Origin of the sequence: Corynebacterium sp. HMSC05H05 (assembly GCF_001807265.1) — a bacterium.
In the GTDB taxonomy this organism is placed as follows: Bacteria; Actinomycetota; Actinomycetes; order Mycobacteriales; family Mycobacteriaceae; genus Corynebacterium.
Window position 1 is genome coordinate 1 of record NZ_KV788403.1, and the last position, 14,691, is coordinate 14,691.

Below are 14,691 nucleotides of genomic sequence, written 5' to 3' on the forward strand. Positions count from 1 at the left end.
ACCACACCGCTACCAACTAGCCGGTCGCAACACCATCACCCCGGTAAAGGCAAGTGTCACGCTGGCCTTCGCATCCGAATGGCGAATCCACTCGTTCACCAATGCGAGTGTCTTCCATGCGTGATCTGGATTCGGTTCAGGCGGACTGACGGGCGTCGTCGCGTCGTGCGGATGGCCCTCGGTGGCCCGTCGCCCACCGCGCCAAGACGGCATTCGAAACATGGCCCTAGAGTACTAAGGTTGACATGGATGCTTGAGTGCCGTCCGTTACGCACGTGTCTTAAATGGGGCCCACCAGCTGGAAGTCGCGGGGTAGAGCTTGGAAGCGGTTTGCGCTCCTGCCTCAGCTGCTGCAGGGTGACCGCGACGGCCGCGCCGCCTGCCGATCCGGAGGTTGCTCTGTATTGAAACGTGATGGAGTTCAAGTTCGACGTGTAGCTAGGCTTCGGGGTTCGGCGAGTAGAGACGATGGTTGCGCAATCGGGCAAAGACCTGCAATCTTCACAGGAGGCACAGACTTCCGCCTAATCTAGCAAGCTGCGGTACTGTTTGCGCGCCTTCATTGAGTGGATAATGGTCTCGGTGCCATTGTCCCAGAGAAGCACGACGATCTCGAGTAGCCTCATTGAGCCATCGAACCCGAGGCGCAATTCCCGTTGAGGGTGCTCTTCGTCGAGAGGGGCTGTAAAAACGCAGCCTGAAGTCGCGGCAGTAACTGAGTCGTTTGGCTTGATGCCATGTTTCGTGGCGCTACGGCGTACGTCCATGTCTAAATGGCGTTCTTTAATGCTTCGCGGATTGCCTGAGACCGTGACCATCCGTGGGCGGCCGCATACTTGTCAAGGTCAGATATCTCGCCAGGGGAAAGCCGAATGGAGATGACCTTCGCAGCATCTTCGTTTCGAGGTTTCCTTCCTCGTCGTCGAAGTGCCTCTACGTCGTAGCCTTGCTCGGCTTCGGCTACCCATGCGTCGATTTGCTCTTCGCTGACTGGCTTCCCGTTGATGGTTCGCATGCACGTAATCGTAATACGGAAATGGTTCTATCGGCTAGGGTGAGGTTACTTCCGTTCGATACTCCGTGGAGTTTAAGTTCAACGTGTAGCTAGGCCTCGGGGCTGCCCACGCAGAACTCGTTGCCTTCCGGATCCTGCATCACGGTCCATACGAGTCCTGGCGCCTCGTGGGTGGTGAGTTCGTTAGCGCCCAGGCCTTTGAGGCGCTCCACTATGGTTTCGCGTTCCGCCCCGCCAACGTCGATATGCATGCGGTTCTTTCCGGGGGTCGGATCCGCAACGCGCTGAAACCCTAGCGCCGGAGTGGAATCGACCATCACGAAATCGCCGTAATCCGCGGTGATTTCGCAGCCGGTTGCGGCCGCCCAGAACTCGGCGAGCTGGGACGGTTCGTGGCAGTCGAAGGTGATCTGGCGGATCGTGAAGTTCGGGTCGCTCATGAGCATCATTATGGGGGCGGGGCTAAGAAAGCGCAGCCGGGTGTCCGGGCGGGGACTCAGCCTTCCGGCGTAGTGGAGCGTTTTGAATCGCGAGGGTCACACCCGCGAGAGCGTAGGAACTCGATGTCGTTGCCATTTTCGGCTTCGGCGACCCAAGCATCAACTTGATCTTCACTGATCGGCTTCACGTTTATTGTCTTCACGGAAGTCACCGTAATGCGGGGCTTGCGACGGTGTGGTTGCGTAAAGTGGCTGTGCATTTGCTTTCGGGTGAGCACAAACTTAACGTTGCGCGTTATTGACGCTTCGCGTTATGGGGGATAGGGTGAGACATGATCCAGTCGTTCGCTGACAAGGACACTGAGCGTCTGTGGAATCGAGAGCGGGTTCGCTCGATCGATTCCCGCATTCACTCAGTAGCGCTGCGCAAGCTTCGCCAGCTTGGGTACGCGCAGACTCTCGATGAGTTACGGATTCCCCCGGGGAACCGGCTCGAGGCGTTGAAAGGTGACCGGCGGGGTCAGTTCAGCATTCGAATCAACGACCAGTGGCGGATCTGTTTTCGGTGGTCCGCCGCGGGGCCAGAGGAGGTTGAGATCGTTGACTACCACTGACAAGCTCCCTCCGGTTCACCCGGGTGAGATCCTTATGGAGGACTTTCTCAAGGAAATGGAGATCACCCAGCACAAGCTGGCCGTCTCCATCGGCGTTCCGCCCCGCCGGATCAACGAAATTGTTCACGGTAAGCGCGCTGTAACCGCTGACACGGCCCTTCGTCTAGCGAAGTTTTTCGAGATGAGCCCCCAATTCTGGCTCGGGTTGCAGACCCAGTACGACCTGGATGTGGCAGAAGACAAAATCCTGGCGGAGATCGAGCGGATTCAGCCGGTCCAGGCTGCTTCGGTGTAGGCGGTTCCGGAGAGGAGTGCCACCTAGGATCTTGTCTTGGCTCTAAATTAAGGAAGCTGGGGACGTTTCCTCGTGGACTTCAGCTCCGAGCGACGCTTCTTCGCTTCTCGACGGCGCCGCACCGAGCCCCTGGTCGGCTTCGTCTTCCGGCGCGGAGGAGGCGGCGGGGCGAGCGCCTCGCGCAACAGCGCCGCCATGCGGTGGCGTGCGTCGGCGCGGTTACGGACCTGTGACCGCTGGGTCGACGCGGCCACGGTGAGGACGGTGCCGTCGAGGCGATGCTCGAGGTTGCGCAAGATGCGGCGGCGTTGGGCGTCGGTAAGCGATGCGCACGCGGCGATATCGAGGGAGAGCTGCACCTTGCTGTCGGTGGTGTTGACGCCCTGGCCGCCCGGGCCCGACGATCTCGCGAACCGCTCCGTCAGGTCGGCGGCGGCGATGACCACGCCGCCGGGGATCCCCGGGCCGGGCGCGATGGTCAGGTCGTTCATGCCACCCACCCTACGTCCTTGCCCTCTGCGTTAATCAACCTAGACCGCAGCTCAAAACAGCTTCCGATTCTCTAGCACTCCAACTCACGACTAATCTCGTCCGCAGTGAACCTCTCGCCGGAGTCGAATTCGAGGGCGGCATGAAGTTCGTCAACATCTTGGGAGGAAGGCGAGCAGAGCATCGAGAAGCTCACCCGCGACGGCAAGGTCACCATGCCGTTCGCGCAGGCGCCGTGGGGCGCGCACTTCGGCGTCGTGGAGGACAGGTTCGGACTCGCCTGGAACATCTCTACTGGCGACGGGAGGTAGGCCGCGGGGTGGGGCGGAGCTTTCGTCGCTAAGCAATTGTTTTAACGGCCCGGAAGCACTACGGAGGGGTACTTGCGCACGTAACCCACCGCGATGACCACGAGCGCCGCGCCCGCGCCGATGACGGTTTCCGCGGTGCGGGCGAGCAGCATCGGCCAGACAGGGGAGGCCTCGACCGTCTGCACCATAAGCAGCGCGGTCGGGGTGATGAAGCTGGCGGCGATGGTGTAGTTGCGGGTCACATACATCTCGGTGAGGTACTGCAGAATCACAATCCACACGACGATCTGCCAGCCCTGCATCGGGTGCGACAGCAAGAACCCGGCCACGGCGATGCCGGTGAGCGTGCCCAGCACGCGCTCGATGGCGCGGTAGTACTGCACCTTGAAGCGGGAGTTCACCAGCGGCGCGACGGCGGCGACCATGGCCCAGTACGAGTGGGTGAGCGGGTCGAAGATGGTCACTGAGATCAGTCCGAGAATGCCGGCGAGTAGGGGCGCGAAGAAGAAGCGGCGCGCCTCGACGCGCAGGCGCCGCCAGGGAACCCGGCCGGCGTCGGGGGCGCGGGTGGGGTGCTCGGTCTCCTTTGAGTCGCCGCCAGGACCCTCGCCGATGAGGTGGGACAGCTGCCCGAGCCCCAGGCACAAAAGCGCCGCCCCACCCGCGATGGCGAAGGCGAGCGCCGGGTGGACCGGGTTGTTCAGCGAGCCGACCGCGGCCACCGAAAAGATCACAAACACCGAGCCGGTGGGCTTCATGTCCGCGGCCAGCGCGATGGTCGCCCACACCGATGAGACCAACGAGGTGATGGCAACGAGGGCCCAAGGGTGCACATCCAGCCACGCCATCAGCGCTCCCACGGTCACCGCCGATGTCAGGGCGATGCCCGCCAGAATGTGGTGCTTCAGGCGCATCTCGCGGGTGGCGTGCCTGCCGTAGACGCCGGTGAACGCGCCGAAGTTGGCGTAGATGGCAAGGTCCATTCGTCCGAGCGCGAGGAGGGTGAACATCGTGATTGCCACCCCGAGCGCGACGCGGAACGCCGGGATGTGGTCGCGCCGGGCCGGCCCCATTTCAAACAGTGGGCTGAAGTGGTGCAACTGTGGACCTCCCAAAACGCGCTCGTGAATTTTGCCGGCGGAGAGTCTAGCGCGGCGGGCGCGGCGACGCGGACTTGTCCCTCTGCACATATCAACCGCGGGGCATACGATGGCCCGGTTAGCTCACACGCAACAACAAAAGACGAACCAGGCAAGGAGCATCTAGCTGTGTCCCGTACCGGGAATTTCTTCCTCGCATCCCGCAACCAGCCCAACTACGCGTGGTGGAGGCCGTTCGCCGAAGTCCTCGCGGTGGTCGTTCTCGCGGTCCTGTTCACAGGGGTGCTCGGCCTGGCATTGGAAGCTGCAGGTGTGGATACTTCCAGCGGCGCGGCCGACAAGTATTTCGGCTACGGGTCGGTGATCGTGGAGATCCTCGCGGTGCTTGTCGCCGTCCGCTTCATCGGGCGCCGTCCGGTGTCATCGGTGTTCACAGGGCAGCCGGGCACGAAACCGTGGGTGCCGTTCGCGGCCTTCGCGGTGGCCCTGGTGGTTATCTCTGTGGTCATGTCGCTGGTGGGCGTGTACGGCTACGGCGCGTCGTGGGGGCAGGTGGTCGGCAATATCGGCGCCGATTTCCCGGTCGAGCTCGTCGCGCTTGCGCTGGCCGCGCTCGCCGAGGAGATGGCGTTCCGCGGCGTGTTCCTGCAAGCGTTCACCGCGTGGACCCGGAACCCGGTGATCGGCGCGCTGCTGGCTGCAATCCCCTTCATTCTCGTGCACCCGCAGGCGTACGGCTCCCCGGTCGGTATCGCGCACTACTTCGCCGACGCGCTGCTGTTTGCCCTGCTGGTGTGGGCGTTCAACGGGATCTGGGTTGCGGTGGCCGTGCACCTGGCCTGGAACACGTTCGGCACCGTGCAGGACCTCGGGTTGCCCACCTCGGCTGCGGCCACCGCCGCGAGCTTTGTCGCTATGGCCGCCGCGACTGCGGTGGTAATCGTGCTTTTTCGGCGCAAAGTCTCTGCGCAGCCCGCGGCGTAGCCGCCTGCACTACCATCGCGCTTGTGTTTGAAGTACTACTCATATTCACCCGGCTCGGACTGACGTCCTTCGGCGGGCCGACGGCGCATTTGGGGTACTTCCGGGACGAATTCGTGGAGAAGCGACGGTGTCTCAGCGACGACGAATACGCCGACCTCGTCGCCCTGTGCCAGTTCATGCCGGGCCCGGCATCGAGCCAGGTCGGCATGGCAATCGGCCTCAAGCGCGCGGGCTACGCTGGGATGCTCGCGGCGTTTGTAGGCTTCACGCTGCCGAGCGTCCTCCTCATGGTCGCATTCGCGCTCGGAGTGGCGCGCCTCGGCGACATCTCAGATGCCGGCTGGCTCGCGGGGCTCAAGGCGGCGGCGGTCGCGGTGGTCGCGCAGGCGGTGATGGGCATGGCGAACAGCATCGTCACGGACCGGTTGCGCGCGGCCGTCGCACTCGCCGCATTCCTCATCGTCCTGCTCGTCCCGCACCCCGCGGCCCAGGTCGGCGCGATCGTTGCGGGCATGCTCGTGGCCGCCTTCGCGCTTCCGCCTATCGACGCCCCTCCGGCCCCCAGCCGCCCCTCCACCGCCAGCCGCACCGTAGGGTTGGCGGCGCTGGGAGTGTTCGCGCCCCTGCTCGCGCTGCTCCCGATGACAGGAAAACTGGGCACGAGCTGGGAGATGCTCGACAGCTTCTACCGCTCCGGCGCCCTGGTCTTCGGCGGCGGGCACGTGGTGCTGCCGCTGTTGGAGCAGGCCACGGTGCCCACGAGGCTGGTGGACCACGACACCTTCCTCGCCGGCTACGGCGCCGCCCAGGCGGTGCCCGGCCCGCTGTTCACCTTTGCCTCGTTCTTGGGCGCCTCGGCTGAGGGCGTTCACTGGCTGTGGGGTGCGACCCTGGCCACGGTGGCGATCTTCCTGCCGGCGGCGCTGTTGGTCGTCGGGGTCATGCCGTTTTGGGACCGGCTGCGCGCCACCCCGCGCGCCGCAAGCGCTCTGGCCGGGGCGAACGCTGCGATGGTGGGCATCCTCGCTGCGGCGCTGTACACCCCGGTGTTCACCTCCGGCATCCACGGACCGGCCACGATGGCGGTGGCGGCCGCGGCGTTCGTGGCGCTGAAAAACTTCAAGGCCCCAGCCTGGGCGGTGGTCGTCGGCGCCGCGGCTGTTGGGCAGGTGGTGTTGTGACTGCGCCCGTGATTCGGACGGCAACGGTGGGGGAGGCGGAGCTCGTCGCAAAGCTAATGCACGACTTCAACACCGAGTTCGAGACCCCGGTGCCCGACAACCTAAAACGCAGGTTCGCGCAGCTCATCGCCCGCGACGATGTGCTCGTGGTGCTGGCCGGCGAGGCCGGGTTCGCGTATCTGACGCTGCGGCCGAGCCCGTACTACGACGGCCCGGTGGCGATGCTGGAGGAGCTCTACGTCGCCCCGGCGCACCGCGGCCGCGGGCTGGGCACGCAGATGATGGAGCGGGTGCTGTCTGAGATCCGCAAGCGCGGGGCGGGCGAGATGCAGATCAACGTCGACGAGGTGGACGCGGGCGCGCGGCGGTTCTACGAGCGGCACGGCTTCACCAACATCGAGGCCGGATCAAGGATGCTGCTGTATATCCGGGAGCTGTAGCGTAAAGGCATGCACGCGACCGATTTGCTCGACGTCATCTACACCGCCGGTGTCGTCTTCGACGGGCTGTCCACCAGCCGCCTCGCCACCGACCGCTACCTGCGCTCGGGCGATACGGACGGGGTGCGTGGCCGCAGTGATCTGGCGTTGCTGCAGGACCTAGAGGCGGCTGCGGAGTTCGTCATCGCCACCGCCGGCGAGCCAATCACCGCGGCCTATCTTGGGCGCATCAATGCGCAGCTCACCCGCAGCGCCGCGCTCAACCCCGGCAAGCTGCGCCGCGCGGATCAGGGCATTGGCGTTCACACCACCCACGGCCGGCACAAACCCGCGGCGGTCACGGCTGAAGAGCTTGACGCGCTCATTCAACAGCAACTCAAGCTTGACGACGCCCTCCGGTCCGCCGCACATCTCTTCGTCGAAGTCGCTCGAGCCCAGCCCTTTGAAGACGGCAACAAGCGCACCGCGATCTTCGCCGCGAACAGTTACTTAATCGGCCAGGGGGCAGGTGTGCTGATGGCGGTGCCGCACGACGACGCGGACCCGTCGGTGAGCCGCGAATTTCACGATCTGCTCGCTCGGGCCTACGTCTTCGGCGAGACAGGTCCGGTAGTGGAAGCCCTGGTCCGGCACAACGCGGACCAATAGGGAATACTTAACCCCCATGACGAGTAGGAACCAGGCAGAAGTTACCCAAACCGTGATCCTCCCGCAGTCGCGGGACGCGCTGTTTCTCACCCTCGGCTTCAAAGACGGCGGCGAGGAGGCGGCGCTGGAGGTGCTGTCCAGCCTGTCCAGCCTGACCAACGGTGTGGGCTTCCGCTACCCCAAGGCGCACCTGACCGCGGTGGCCGGCATTGGTGCGAACATGTGGGACCGCCTGTTTGCGCTGGACAAGCCGGAGCACCTGCACGAGTTCGTGGAGCTTCAGGGCGCGAAGCACCACGCGCCGTCCACCCCGGGCGATCTGTTCTTCCACATCCGCGCAGACGAGTTCGACGTCGCTTTCGAGCTGGCGCGCCGCATCAACGCGATCGTGGAGGACCACATCGACTACCACGACGAGGTCCACGCCTTCCAGTACCAGGACTTCCGCGACCCGCTCGGCTTCGTCGACGGCACCGAAAGCCCCCGCGGCCAGGAAGGCGTCGAGGTTGCGATCATCCGCGACGGCATTTGGAAGGGCGGCAGCTACATCGTCGAGCAGAAGTACGTGCACAACCTGAAGGACTGGAATGACCTGCCGGTGGCGGAGCAGGAGCAGGTCATCGGCCGCACGAAGCACTCCGACATCGAGCTGGACGAGAAGGCGCCGAACAGCCACGTCGCCGTCAACCAAGTTGAGGACGAGGACGGCAACGGCCTCGAGATCGTGCGCAACAATCTCTCCTTCGGCGACGCGCTGGGCAAGCAGGGCACCTTCTTCATGAGCTACGCCCGCGACCCCCGCGTCACCGAGGTGATGTTGCGGCGGATGTTCATCGGCGAGCCGGAGAGCAACTACGACCGCATCCTGGACTTCTCCGAGGCGCTGACCGGCTGCAACTTCTTCGCCCCGCCGCGCGTGTTTTTGGACCACTGCGCCGACTACGCGCACCCGCACCTGCGCGGTGAGGGCGGCGAGGAGCCGAACCAGCCGGCGATCAACCTGCCGCAGGGCAAGGCCGTTTTCCCGGACCGCGCGGACGTGCCCACCTCCCACAACGCGGAGGACGTCGCGGCGGCGAAGGCGCGCTTCGAGGGCGCGCTACGCAGGGAGCAGTAGCTTTACGACGAGCCCGCCCCCGGCCCGCGGCGCCAACTCGAGCGAACCGCCGTGGGCCTTCGCTATTGCCTGGACTAGGGCAAGGCCGAGCCCGTGGCCGGAACCCGAGGTGCGGCAGGCGCGGGCAAACGGCTCGGTCCAGGTGGCGACCTCCGCTGGGTCGAGCGGTTCACCGCCGGATTCGACGGTGATCTCGGCGCCAGCCTCTACGCGTCGGAGCGTGATCGACCCGCCGGTGCCGTGGATGGCGGCGTTGCGCGCGAGGTTGTCCACGGCCTGGCGGATCAGGGTGGGGGAAGCCTCGACCGTCAGCGGCGCTGCGTCGGCTGTGTCCACGGGAATGCCGTGAGCCGCGCCGACCTCGCGGCACACCGCGGCCAGATCGACGGGCGCGCGGTCGCGGACCTGCACGTTGGCCAGCTGCAGCAGCGAAGAGACGGTCGCGGCGTTGCGGGCGTTGACCTCGCGGATCCGGCCCAGCGCCGGGCGTAGCTCGGCGTCGTCGCCGGAAAGCGCCACGTCGGCGACGGTCTGGATGGTCGCGATCGGGGTCTTCAGCTCGTGCGAGGCGTTGGCGGCGAAGCGGCGCTGGCGCTCGACGGCGTCTGCGAGCTCGTCCAGCATGGCGTTGAGGGCCTCAGCCAGCTCGCCGACCTCGTCACGGGGCCCGTCGTAGTCGATGCGGGCTTTCAAGTCGCCGCGGGTGACGGTGCGGGCGTCGTCGGCGATCGAGCGCAGCGGGGTGATCACCAGCCCCGCCACGAACCAGCCCACCACGCCCGCAAGCGTGGTGAGCAGCGCCAGCGCACCCAAAGAGGCGAGGAGGATGCGGCGCAGGATCTCGTCGGTGACGGGCACGGCGCCGTCGATGACCACCCCGTCGTCCGCACCCGGAAACGACGCCATCACCGGCACCGGGGTGAGCTTCAAATACGCGTACACCAGGCCGATCAGCGCCAGGCCGACGCCGAGGACGGTGGCCACGAACATCACCGTGATCCGCGCCCGCAGGCTCAGCCTCATCGCTCGGCCTCCGCCACGTAGTACCCGGCGCCGGTGACGGTGTGCACGATGCGCGGCTCGCCGAGCTTCTTGCGCAGGTGCGACACCGTCACGCGCGGGGAGTTGGTGAACGGGTCGGCGTTTTCGTCCCATGCCTCCGCCAGCAGGTCCTCGGCGGAGATCACCCCGCCGCCGGCTTCCATGAGCACCTTGAGCACCGCGAACTCCTTCGGGCTCAGGCTCACCGGCGCTTCGCCGCGGGTCACCTCGCGGCGGAAGGTGTCCAGGCGCACGTCCCCGCAGCGGTACACCTCGCCGCGCGACGGCGCGTTGCGCTTCGCCAGCGCCTTCACCCGCGCCACCAGCTCCGGCAGTTCGAACGGCTTGGCCAAGTAGTCGTCGGCGCCGAGGTCGAAGCCCTCCAGCCGGTCGTCCAGCGCCCCGGACGCGGTCAGCATGATCACCCGCGTGGCGGGCTGCGTCTCCACGACGTGCCTGCACACCACGTCGCCGTGGACCCCGGGCAGGTCCCGATCAAGTACGACGACGTCGGGCGGCAGCTCGTCGATAAGCTTCAGCGCCTCGAACCCGTCGTAGGCCACGCGTGTGTGCATGCTGGCGCGCGACAGGCCGGTGGCGATGGCGTCGGCGAGGAAGGCCTCGTCGTCCACGATAAGCACCCGAATTGTCATGGTTGCGATCGTATGCGCCGCGATGTTGCGCCGGTGTAAACATCCGCGTTAACGCGGGCGCAACACCCGGGTTCGTAGCTTCAAGCGGCATGCAGACCAGAATCGTTGGAATCGACGCGGCCCGGGCGGTGGCGCTTGTCGCGATGATCGTCGCGCACCTCACCGCGCCGGGCGGCATCGCCGCGCAGCTGCTGTTCGGCTTCCCCGCGGGGCTCTTCGCGTTCCTCGCCGGGGTGTCCATGGGGCTGATGCGCACCCGGCCGGCGCAGTTCGTGGTGCGCGGGGCGTGCCTGATCGCGCTGCACTTCGCGTTGGTGCCGTGTGCCGGGACCATCGAGGTGGTTCTGGGCACGATCGGGGTCTGCATGATCGTCCTCGCGTGGGCGCCGAGGTGGGATTCGGCGTGGCTGGTGTGGCTCGCCTTCGCCGGCACGTTGGGCTCGGCGGCGCTCGCGCCGTCGAGCTCGCCGTACCCGCCGCTGATGTGGGCGGTGCTCATGGTCGCGGGAATCCTGTTCGCGCGCCACATGCCGCTGCGCATCGGCGCACTCGTTGGGTGTGTGTTGTTCGCGGCCGACCTTGCACTGCGTTGGTGGGTGTCGTTGCCTCCACTTCTGGACGCCACCGGCCACACCGGCGGGCTAGCCGATGTGGTGGGGACCGCCGGGGCGTCGATAGGCATCTGCTCCCTGTGCTGCCTCGCGGGGCGCTGGCTGGGGTGGCTCGCGCCGCTGGGGCGGATGACGCTGACCCTGTATTGCCTGCACGTGCTGAGCGCGCAGTGGGTCGGGGTGTGGGCGAGCGTGATCGGCGCCGTGGTGATCGCGTACGGCTGGCTCGCCGTGTTTCAGCGCGGGCCGCTGGAAAGTATTGTTCGCCGCCTCACGGCGGTGGTCGGAAAGGAAAATAATGAAAAAGTTGGCAATTAGTGTTGCAGTTGGTGTCGCTATGGCGGCGCAGCCGGCGTGGGCGATGGAATCCGAGCAGTTCGCCGGCGACGCGCCAGAGGCCGAGCCCGTGGTCTCGGTGCGAGTGGACGACTCCGACCCCGACGACGGCGTGTGCACCGGCACCGCCATCGACCCGCACTGGGTAATCACCGCCCGCCACTGCGTCGAGGCGGCCGCCAAGCCCGGCGGCTCAGTGCGCACCGGCCAGGGCGAGGACCAGAAGGTGTTCCAGGTGGACCGCCACGAGGTCGCGCCCCGCGGCGACATCGCGCTTTTGCACACCACCGAAGACCTGGGGCTTTCCTCCTACGCCTCGGTTGCGGACACGGTGCCGTCGGGCGAGGTGAACATCTACGGCTGGTCCTCCGACGGCTCCGGCGGCTCGACCACACTGCCCGCCGCGGAGGCGACGGTGCGCGGGGAATCGCCGCTCGCGCTTTTCGACGCTCCGTCCGCCCTCGACGTCGCTTTGAACGGCGGGGCGCGGATTCAGCCGGGCGACTCCGGTGGCGCCATCTTCTCTGAAGGCCAGGTCGCCGGCGTCATGTCGGCGGGTCTGTTCGAGGACCCGGAAAACCCCACCGAGGAGGAGATGACCTCGAACGCCGCGGTGGCGGTGGCGCCGGTGGCGGAGCAAGCCGAATGGATCCGCGGCGTGGTCGCGGGTTCGGCGGATGCTGGGGCTTCCAGCGAGTCCTCGGAGCCCGCCGCCTCCCTGCGCTACGTGGTGCTCGGCCTTGGCGCGCTCGCGCTGGTGGCGGCCGGCCTGTTCATGGCCACCCGCCGTAAGCAAGAGGGCTAGCGCTTAGCGATCGGCCCCAGCACCCCGTCCACCGCAAACGGGAACAGCAGGGCCACCAGGTTCGCGAGCCCGAAGGCGCCGGCGATGGCCACCGGGATGATCCAGCCGAGGTTGTCGGCGCTCGAGCCGTTGTCGGCAGCAGGCTCGTTCGGAGTGGGTTTGCTCGGGGCGGGCTTGTTCGGCTCTGTCTCAGCGGCGGGCGCGACCTCGACGGGGACGGTGACCTCGGTGCCGGCGTCGGTGGTGATGCGCAGCTCTTGGGTGCCCGACATGCCCGCCGGGACCGTGAGCTTCACGGTGGCGGTGCCGTACTCGTTGGCGGTCTGGTCGGCGTTGTTGGGGGAGATGGTGGCGGAACCGGAGGCGTCGCCAAGCGTTGCGGTTGCGGTGGTGGCGGCCTCGCCCTTGTCGAAGAGCAGGGAGCTGAGCTCGATGGTTGCCTCCTTGCCCGCGGTGAGCGGGGCGGGGAGGTGGACGCCCACGTTGGACTGGCCGGTGCGATGCTTCTGGCCGGAGCTGAGCGCCTCGACTAGGGCGTTGAGGTCCACGTAGCCCAAGTTCGCGGGCTCGGATCCCTTGGTGAAGGCCTTGAAGTTGTCGCCGCCGGCGAGCAGGAAGGTCGAGCCGGCGACCACGTAGGTCTTCTCCGGGTCGATCGGGGCGCCGTCGACGGTGACCGAGGTGATCTTGGAACCGACCGGCGCGGCCGGGTCGTAGGTGTAGGAGACGTTGTCGGAGATGCCCAGAGGGAACATGGGGCGGTCCGGGTCGTCGCGCCACTGCTCCTCCAGCGCCTGCACCACGTCCGAGCCCTTCAGCTCGACGTAGGTGTTTTCGCCGCCGAACGGCTGGACGGAAAACGCCTGCTCGTAGGTGACGTCGCCGGCCTCGAGCTCCGCGCGGACGCCGCCCGCATTCATCACGCCGATGTCGGCGGTGACCGACGAGTTCTTGGTCACACCCTGGCGCGTTGCCTCGGCGATGTAGTTGTTGAGCTGGGACTCCTTGTCTCCAGCCTTGTACAGGTCCTCGTCCGCGTGCCCGATGACCTTCTTGCCCTCGGTGCCGGCCTTATCCAGGGCGTCCTTGACTACGGCGTCGATTTCGGGCTGCGGGGTGTCGCAGGTGCGGATCGTGTCGGCGTCGAGAAGCTCGGCGTTTTTCACTGTCAGCTTCTTGGCGGCGTGGTCGAAGCTCAGATCCACGTTGGCGAGGTTGGTGCCGTTGGAGCCGGCCTGGATCAGAAGCGGCTTCTCGCCGGAGGGCTCGATGGACTGGTGGGAGTGGCCGAGGAACGCCACGTCGACGGCGTCGGAGAACTCGTCGGCCTTGATGCCGCCTTCGTGCACGAGCGCGATGACCACGTCGGCCTCGCCGCTACTCTTCAGCTTTTCTGCGAGCTCGTTCGTGGTTGCGACGGGGTCGTTCCATTCGATGCCCTCGATGGATGTCGGGTTGACCAGGTTCGGCATGTCGTCGGTGATGGTGCCCACGAAGGCGACCTTCGCGCCGTCGAGGTCCTTGACCACGTAGTCCTTCGTGTTCTTCACAGTCTTGGCGTTGGCGGCGAGGTAGTCGAAGTCCGCGGCCTTGGTGACGCGGTTGGAGAAGTCGTCGGCGCCTTCGTCGAGCTCGTGGTTGCCCAGCGCGGAGACCTGCAGGTTCATCAGGTTGAGGATGTCCAGAGTGGGGGCGTCGTTGAGCAGCTTGGATGCGAAGGGGGAGGCGCCGATGTTGTCGCCGGCGGAGGTGAAGACGTGCGTTTTACCTTCGGCGGCCTTGTCCACGGCGCACTTGAGGTGGGCCGCGCCGGGCACGAACTTCGTTTCCTCCCAGTAGCCGTGGAAGTCGGTGACGTTGGAGATGGTGAACTCGGAGGTCTCGGCCGCCAGCGCCGCCGGGGTGAAGGGCGTGAAGGCGGCAGCGAGGGCGGCGGTGGTGGTCGCGGTGACCAGCTGGATGCGGAAGCGGGCGGACACGAGGGGCCTTTCTCTTGGTCGGGTTGTGTGAGAGCAACCTTAGAAAGGTCGTTTTGCGTCGAGGTTTCTTTCAGGTGAATTCTGGGTAGCGGACAAGAAGGTCGTCGCCGATGACGGCGCCATCGTTCAAGGTTGCATTGCTTATCGACGCCCCCTCCGCCGTCATCCTCATAATGTGGCCCACCTCATCCCCGTGGGCGATGAGGTGGTCGGCGATGATGCGGCGGTGGCAGCGCCACCACACCGCCTCGGAGCACATCACGGCGGTGGGGGTTTCGGCGGCGTGGTCGCGCAGTTCGGCGAGGGCGTCGGCGAATTCGTTTCCGAGGGCGTGGTCGGCGTAGTTGTGGAAGCTGCGGTTGCGCCAGTTGCCGTTGACCTCGAAGGGGACGGTGTGCGAGACGTTGCGGCGGCCGGTGAGGCCCTCGCTGTGGCTGTAGGCGATGCCGTGGGAGGGCAGGTGCGCGGCGAGGTGGTCGTCGTTGAACCACGGGTACTTGCGGGACCCGGGGAGTTTGCGCACGTCAACGATGGACTTCACCCCGGCGGCGGAAAGCATCGCGGTGAAGTCGTCGAAGTCGAGGTTGGAGTGGCCCACGGTGTAAATGCGCATGCTGGCCACGCTACGCCCG

17 protein-coding genes are annotated in these 14,691 nt (G+C 66.3%); 9 read left to right on the top strand and 8 right to left on the bottom strand.

The annotated features are described in order from the left end of the window. Positions 1-769: 769 nt before the first annotated feature. Together HMPREF3151_RS11615 and HMPREF3151_RS08085 are read right to left on the bottom strand one after the other, a co-directional pair. On the bottom strand, positions 770-1,015 hold the full coding sequence (locus tag HMPREF3151_RS11615) for a ribbon-helix-helix domain-containing protein (RefSeq protein WP_083290258.1): 246 nt from the start codon (positions 1,013-1,015) through the stop codon (positions 770-772). An 89-nt stretch (positions 1,016-1,104) separates the two neighbouring features. After that, positions 1,105-1,455 carry a VOC family protein gene (locus tag HMPREF3151_RS08085; RefSeq protein WP_070475114.1) on the bottom strand — a complete coding sequence of 117 codons (351 nt, stop codon included), beginning with the start codon at positions 1,453-1,455 and terminating at the stop codon, positions 1,105-1,107. Positions 1,456-1,787: 332 nt separating this feature from the next. Between HMPREF3151_RS08085 and HMPREF3151_RS08090 the strand changes: the two genes are divergently transcribed. Beyond that, entirely contained in the window at positions 1,788-2,069 is a 282-nt protein-coding gene (locus tag HMPREF3151_RS08090; RefSeq protein WP_005290974.1) for a type II toxin-antitoxin system RelE/ParE family toxin, read from the top strand. A gap of 34 nt (positions 2,070-2,103) precedes the next feature. Next, positions 2,104-2,364, top strand: a complete 261-nt coding sequence (locus HMPREF3151_RS08095; RefSeq protein WP_070475115.1) for a HigA family addiction module antitoxin — start codon at positions 2,104-2,106, stop codon at positions 2,362-2,364. A gap of 47 nt (positions 2,365-2,411) precedes the next feature. Here HMPREF3151_RS08095 and arfB read toward each other — a convergent pair whose 3' ends face one another. Together arfB and HMPREF3151_RS08110 are read right to left on the bottom strand one after the other, a co-directional pair. Further along, positions 2,412-2,855 (bottom strand): alternative ribosome rescue aminoacyl-tRNA hydrolase ArfB, encoded by a 444-nt coding sequence (gene arfB / locus HMPREF3151_RS08100; RefSeq protein WP_070475032.1) that lies wholly within the window; start codon positions 2,853-2,855, stop codon positions 2,412-2,414. A 350-nt stretch (positions 2,856-3,205) separates the two neighbouring features. Then, positions 3,206-4,237, bottom strand: coding sequence for an FUSC family protein (locus tag HMPREF3151_RS08110; protein WP_070475034.1), 1,032 nt, complete (start codon positions 4,235-4,237; stop codon positions 3,206-3,208). Between the two features lie 195 nt (positions 4,238-4,432). On the opposite strand from HMPREF3151_RS08110, the gene HMPREF3151_RS08115 reads away from it, so the two are divergent. Genes HMPREF3151_RS08115 through HMPREF3151_RS08135 form a run of 5 tightly spaced genes read left to right on the top strand, consistent with a single transcriptional unit; the run spans position 4,433 to position 8,634 of the window. Then, a complete protein-coding gene (locus tag HMPREF3151_RS08115) occupies positions 4,433-5,248 on the top strand; it encodes a CPBP family intramembrane glutamic endopeptidase (RefSeq protein WP_070475035.1) in 816 nt (271 codons plus the stop codon). Between the two features lie 14 nt (positions 5,249-5,262). Continuing rightward, entirely contained in the window at positions 5,263-6,429 is a 1,167-nt protein-coding gene (chrA, locus tag HMPREF3151_RS08120) for a chromate efflux transporter (protein WP_083290264.1), read from the top strand. 56 nt (positions 6,430-6,485) lie between these two features. Beyond that, positions 6,486-6,869 carry a GNAT family N-acetyltransferase gene (locus HMPREF3151_RS08125; RefSeq protein ID WP_141741376.1) on the top strand — a complete coding sequence of 128 codons (384 nt, stop codon included), beginning with the start codon at positions 6,486-6,488 and terminating at the stop codon, positions 6,867-6,869. A 9-nt stretch (positions 6,870-6,878) separates the two neighbouring features. Next, a complete protein-coding gene (locus HMPREF3151_RS08130; protein ID WP_070475038.1) occupies positions 6,879-7,517 on the top strand; it encodes a Fic family protein in 639 nt (212 codons plus the stop codon). Between the two features lie 16 nt (positions 7,518-7,533). Further along, positions 7,534-8,634, top strand: a complete 1,101-nt coding sequence (locus HMPREF3151_RS08135) for a Dyp-type peroxidase (protein WP_083290261.1) — start codon at positions 7,534-7,536, stop codon at positions 8,632-8,634. On the opposite strand, the gene HMPREF3151_RS08140 is transcribed toward HMPREF3151_RS08135, so the two are convergent. Further along, positions 8,617-9,657 carry a sensor histidine kinase gene (locus HMPREF3151_RS08140; protein WP_070475040.1) on the bottom strand — a complete coding sequence of 347 codons (1,041 nt, stop codon included), beginning with the start codon at positions 9,655-9,657 and terminating at the stop codon, positions 8,617-8,619. The genes HMPREF3151_RS08135 and HMPREF3151_RS08140 overlap by 18 nt on opposite strands. Further along, a complete protein-coding gene (locus HMPREF3151_RS08145; protein WP_070475116.1) occupies positions 9,654-10,322 on the bottom strand; it encodes a response regulator transcription factor in 669 nt (222 codons plus the stop codon). The genes HMPREF3151_RS08140 and HMPREF3151_RS08145 overlap by 4 nt, the downstream gene beginning before the upstream one ends. A 95-nt stretch (positions 10,323-10,417) precedes the next feature. Between HMPREF3151_RS08145 and HMPREF3151_RS08150 the strand changes: the two genes are divergently transcribed. Both HMPREF3151_RS08150 and HMPREF3151_RS08155 read left to right on the top strand, forming a co-directional pair. Beyond that, a complete protein-coding gene (locus tag HMPREF3151_RS08150; RefSeq protein WP_070475041.1) occupies positions 10,418-11,257 on the top strand; it encodes a DUF418 domain-containing protein in 840 nt (279 codons plus the stop codon). Then, complete coding sequence (locus HMPREF3151_RS08155) at positions 11,238-12,080, top strand: trypsin-like serine protease (protein ID WP_070475042.1); 843 nt, start codon at positions 11,238-11,240, stop codon at positions 12,078-12,080. Before HMPREF3151_RS08150 ends, HMPREF3151_RS08155 begins: the two co-directional genes overlap by 20 nt. Here HMPREF3151_RS08155 and HMPREF3151_RS08160 read toward each other — a convergent pair. Next, the gene (locus HMPREF3151_RS08160; protein WP_070475043.1) at positions 12,077-14,059 is read right to left on the bottom strand and encodes a bifunctional metallophosphatase/5'-nucleotidase; all 1,983 of its coding nucleotides are present in this window, start codon (positions 14,057-14,059) and stop codon (positions 12,077-12,079) included. The genes HMPREF3151_RS08155 and HMPREF3151_RS08160 overlap by 4 nt on opposite strands. Positions 14,060-14,129: 70 nt before the next feature. After that, entirely contained in the window at positions 14,130-14,672 is a 543-nt protein-coding gene (locus tag HMPREF3151_RS08165; protein ID WP_070475044.1) for a DUF488 domain-containing protein, read from the bottom strand. Positions 14,673-14,691 lie beyond the last annotated feature (19 nt).

Coding starts and splice junctions, on each gene's coding strand:
- HMPREF3151_RS08135 (WP_083290261.1), top strand. CDS start 7,534: ATGACGAGTAGGAACCAGGCAGAAGTTACCCAAACCGTGATCCTCCCG.
- arfB (WP_070475032.1), bottom strand. CDS start 2,855: ATGAACGACCTGACCATCGCGCCCGGCCCGGGGATCCCCGGCGGCGTG.
- HMPREF3151_RS08125 (WP_141741376.1), top strand. CDS start 6,486: ATGCACGACTTCAACACCGAGTTCGAGACCCCGGTGCCCGACAACCTA.
- HMPREF3151_RS08150 (WP_070475041.1), top strand. CDS start 10,418: ATGCAGACCAGAATCGTTGGAATCGACGCGGCCCGGGCGGTGGCGCTT.
- HMPREF3151_RS08165 (WP_070475044.1), bottom strand. CDS start 14,672: ATGCGCATTTACACCGTGGGCCACTCCAACCTCGACTTCGACGACTTC.
- HMPREF3151_RS08140 (WP_070475040.1), bottom strand. CDS start 9,657: ATGAGGCTGAGCCTGCGGGCGCGGATCACGGTGATGTTCGTGGCCACC.
- HMPREF3151_RS08130 (WP_070475038.1), top strand. CDS start 6,879: ATGCACGCGACCGATTTGCTCGACGTCATCTACACCGCCGGTGTCGTC.
- HMPREF3151_RS08095 (WP_070475115.1), top strand. CDS start 2,104: ATGGAGGACTTTCTCAAGGAAATGGAGATCACCCAGCACAAGCTGGCC.
- HMPREF3151_RS08090 (WP_005290974.1), top strand. CDS start 1,788: ATGATCCAGTCGTTCGCTGACAAGGACACTGAGCGTCTGTGGAATCGA.
- HMPREF3151_RS08155 (WP_070475042.1), top strand. CDS start 11,238: ATGAAAAAGTTGGCAATTAGTGTTGCAGTTGGTGTCGCTATGGCGGCG.
- HMPREF3151_RS11615 (WP_083290258.1), bottom strand. CDS start 1,015: ATGCGAACCATCAACGGGAAGCCAGTCAGCGAAGAGCAAATCGACGCA.
- HMPREF3151_RS08085 (WP_070475114.1), bottom strand. CDS start 1,455: ATGAGCGACCCGAACTTCACGATCCGCCAGATCACCTTCGACTGCCAC.
- HMPREF3151_RS08110 (WP_070475034.1), bottom strand. CDS start 4,237: ATGGGGCCGGCCCGGCGCGACCACATCCCGGCGTTCCGCGTCGCGCTC.